The organism is Micromonospora sp. NPDC047187 (assembly GCF_040643355.1).
Classification (GTDB): domain Bacteria; phylum Actinomycetota; class Actinomycetes; order Mycobacteriales; family Micromonosporaceae; genus Micromonospora; species Micromonospora salmantinae.
The window spans coordinates 1-3,515 of the sequence record NZ_JBEYUF010000057.1; the positions used below are offsets into that span (position 1 = coordinate 1).

Here is a 3,515-nt window from a genome sequence, read left to right on the forward strand (position 1 = left end):
TAGCCACCCGCTACGACAAGCTGGCCGTCCGGTTCCAGGCCATCCTCACCATCACCATCATCTGCGAATGGCTCTGACCCAGCTTATGAAACACGTCTTAGGTAACTCACGTGCCCGCCCACGTCTGCGGAACGCCGATGCGGATGTTGTTACCTGACCCGGCGCCGACCTGGTCGTGTTTTTCCTAGCTAAGGTGCTCGGTCATCTCCTCGTTCAACGCGGTCTCCAAGACCGGCTTGGTCAACTGCTTCAGCAGCCCGTCCGGACCCGTCAACGACAGGCCCTGCTCCTTCGCGGCCCGGACCAACTCGGCCGCGGCTTTCGCCTTAGCCGACGGCTCGGGCCGCTTCTTGCGTCCAGTCTGATCGTTCAGCGTCACGGTCATCACGGCACCCTCACCAGGCACAACGCCCCGGCAGGTCTGACCGGAGACACCCTTAGATCCACAGACTCCGGGCTAACACAGTGGTCCACTTCGAGCCGTAGGTGTTCAGCATCGTCATCGGTGAGGCAATCGGTCGTGTCGCCCTGCCAACACGGTCCGCGCGCACCTTGAGCGAACCGTCTGCGGGATGCAGATGGCACGCGGCCATTGACCGCGGTCCTGGCGTGCGCCATGATCGCTCTCAACTTGATACTGATGGCCGTCGCTCGCACATCCATTGCTGATGCGAGGCGGCGGTCGCGCGTCGGCGTCTCACGGGGGAGATCGTTGCCGGATGACCATGTCCAGAGTCAGGGCTGCCACCACATCGGAATCTCGGGCGCAGGCGGCCGAGGGCGACAGACCGGATGATCGGCAACTGACCGTTGGTCGTCGCCGCCTGCTCACCGGTGGGTCCATCGTCGCCGCGTCACTGGTAGGTCAGGGCCTCCTCGGCAGCTCCGCACTGGGGGCGGCGGGCACCGAGCTGTCCGTCGGAAAGGTGGAGATCACTCCGGCGGCGGACACGTACCTGGCCGGTTACGGCGTCGATGTGCCCCGCCAGGCGTCCGGGACCGCCGCCCCGCTGTTCGCGCGGTGCACAATCCTGTGGCACGAGGGCGTGCCCCGCGTCATCGTCACCGCCGATGTTCTCGGCTTCGCACGTGGCCTGCACCGGTCGATCCGCAGCCAGGTGGTCGATCTCGGGCTGGCGTCGGAGAACTTCGCCCTGACGGCCACGCACACACACAACGGTCCAGTGCTCCCCGACAAACTGGACCCGTTCATCTCGTACGGGATGAATTCCACTCTGCAGGCACAGGTGCGTGCCTACGGCGACCAGTTGGTCACGAAGATCGTGCAGCTGGTCCGGGACACACTTGAGGGCCCACGAACGGCGTGCACCCTCGACTACCAGGTTGTCGACCAGCACTTCTCGAAAAACCGGGAAAATCTGCCGTACGTCGAGTCGGACGTACCTGTCCTGACGGCCCGTACGCCGGGTGGTGAGCCGCTGGCCGTGCTGTTCAGCTACGGGTGCCATCCGGTGGTGGCGGGGTCGCAGACCATGTTCGACCCGGACTACCCGGGGGACGCGGTCACCCGGATCGAGCAGACGACCGGGGCCTTCGCCCAGTTCCTTCTCGGGCCGGCCGGCGACCAGAACCCTGACGGCGCGCGGGGTTGGGCCCAGCGGAGCCTGCGGGGCGCCGAGCTCGCGCAGGCCGTCACGACGGCGCTGCTGCGGCCGGGACGGCCGGTCGCCGGTCCGACGACAACCCACTACCGGGAGGTGAGCCTGCCGCTGGATGTGACGCTGACCGCGGGCAATCTTCGGGACGTGTCCGCGGCCTACGCCGTGCGGTCCAACAACCTTTCCCTGCCGGGTTACTACCGGCGGCACGCGCAGCAGATGATCGCCCAAATCGACGCCGGCACGTTCGCGACGTCGATTCCGGTGCCCCTGCAGTCCTGGAGGTTCGCCGGCAGCCCGGACCTTCGGCTGCTGCTGGCCGGCGGCGAGATCGTGTCCGGATACGCCGTCTACTTCCGGGCGCGATACGGCACGTCGAGCCAGCTGCTGTTCGCCGGCTACGCGAACGAGGTACCCGCGTACCTGCCCAGCGACGAACTGCTGCGCAGGCCCGCGACGTACGCCGGCGGGATCGACACCGACTTCCCGGGCATCGCCGGCGGCTCGATGACCGTCTACGGCTGGTTGGGGCACCTCAGAGGAAAACCGACAGCTGCATCTCCCGACGGAGCAGAGCAGATCCTCATCAGAGCGATCACCACGGCGCTGACGGCCTAGCAGACCCTTCAACCAGGCAAGCGCCCACACCGCGGCCTACGTCATACCGGCTGACAGCCGTTAGCCGTGAGGGATAGCTGGAACAAAGGATTCTCCGCATCTCCTGGGCGGAGGGCGGGGCCGCCTTGGCCCTGAAACCGATCACCACGTCGTTCCATCATCTGGAGGTTCGCTTGTTACGACGACTCATCGCTTCGTCCATTGCGGTCGTGGCACTACTCCTGGCCTCGACGGCGTCACCGGCGGTCGCGGCCGGTTACATGTTCAAGCCGGGACACCCGATGTTCTTCGGATTTCCAAACAACCCAGATGACTACTGCACCGGCGGCTACGCCGTTCGAGGCACGTCCGGCATGTTCATCACTACCGCCGGGCACTGTTTCGGCACTTCCGGTCTGCCGCCGGCAGCGCAACGCGTCGTCTACGGCACGGACACCCGCTTCGGATACGCGATAAGGAACGACAACATCGGCGACTACCGCGACAACAGTTTCGATGGAGCATTGGTCAAGCTCGACGCAGGAAACGACGCCCAGCAGATCGTCGTCGACCCGCTGACAGGCAGGTCACCGGGCAACGGACGGGTGATGGGCTACTACAACAATAGCGCCCTAACCCCGGGCTTCGTCATCGGAAAAATGGGCCGGACAACTGGTTGGACCGAAGGCTCCGTGACGAACTGGCAGCACGTCGGTTACGACGAGAACGGCGACGGCATTGCCGACACACTTGACTATCTGCTGTGCTCGACCGTCCCCGCGGCTCGCGGTGACAGCGGGGGACCGGTCTGGCGGATGGACGCCAACGGCGTCATGGCGATCGGAATCGTGGTCGCTGTACTGAACGAAAACGGAAGGATGTGTTTCAATCCCATCCAGAACGTTCTCAATCGGTTCGGAGCCTGGCTGCCGGTGTTTGCTGCAAAGGGCGCCAGTGCCTCGGCGTCGACCGCCCAGCCTCTTGTCGTGACCGAACGCTCCGGGCCCGCGGTCCCGATCAACCTCACGCCGGTATCGGCCACGCGCCTCTAGCCCGGGACGTCCGAAAGTTCGATCCTCGTTCGTGCGAGCGACCCTTGGCCGGCATCGCCGAAAGCTGGCAGCTTGCTGTAACCCTCGGTCGGCGCGGATCCCGTCAGCGATGCATGACGACGGACGGACGCAGTCCCCTATGGTGGTGACCTCTTCGGATCACCCGGACGGCTCACCACCCAACGAAAGCGAGCCCCAGCCCCAGCAACTGGTGGACGACCGTCGGGTCGTAGATCGGTTGAGCAGA

2 protein-coding genes and 1 pseudogene are annotated in these 3,515 nt (G+C 65.3%); 2 read left to right on the top strand and 1 reads right to left on the bottom strand.

Features of this window, described 5'->3' with window-relative positions; all coding sequences use genetic code 11:
- Positions 1–187 precede the first annotated feature (187 nt).
- Positions 188–385: pseudogene (locus tag ABZ794_RS33830) on the bottom strand (IS256 family transposase); the annotation flags it as partial.
- 334 nt (positions 386–719) lie between these two features.
- Between ABZ794_RS33830 and ABZ794_RS33835 the strand changes: the two are divergent.
- Complete coding sequence (locus ABZ794_RS33835; protein WP_210787561.1) at positions 720–2,237, top strand: hypothetical protein; 1,518 nt, start codon at positions 720–722, stop codon at positions 2,235–2,237.
- 125 nt (positions 2,238–2,362) lie between these two features.
- A complete protein-coding gene (locus ABZ794_RS33840; protein WP_210787560.1) occupies positions 2,363–3,268 on the top strand; it encodes a trypsin-like serine protease in 906 nt (301 codons plus the stop codon).
- Positions 3,269–3,515 lie beyond the last annotated feature (247 nt).

What these genes read in the sequence shown, in the direction of transcription:
- ABZ794_RS33835 (WP_210787561.1), top strand. Translation starts at nt 720, where the DNA reads ATGACCATGTCCAGAGTCAGGGCTGCCACCACATCGGAATCTCGGGCG.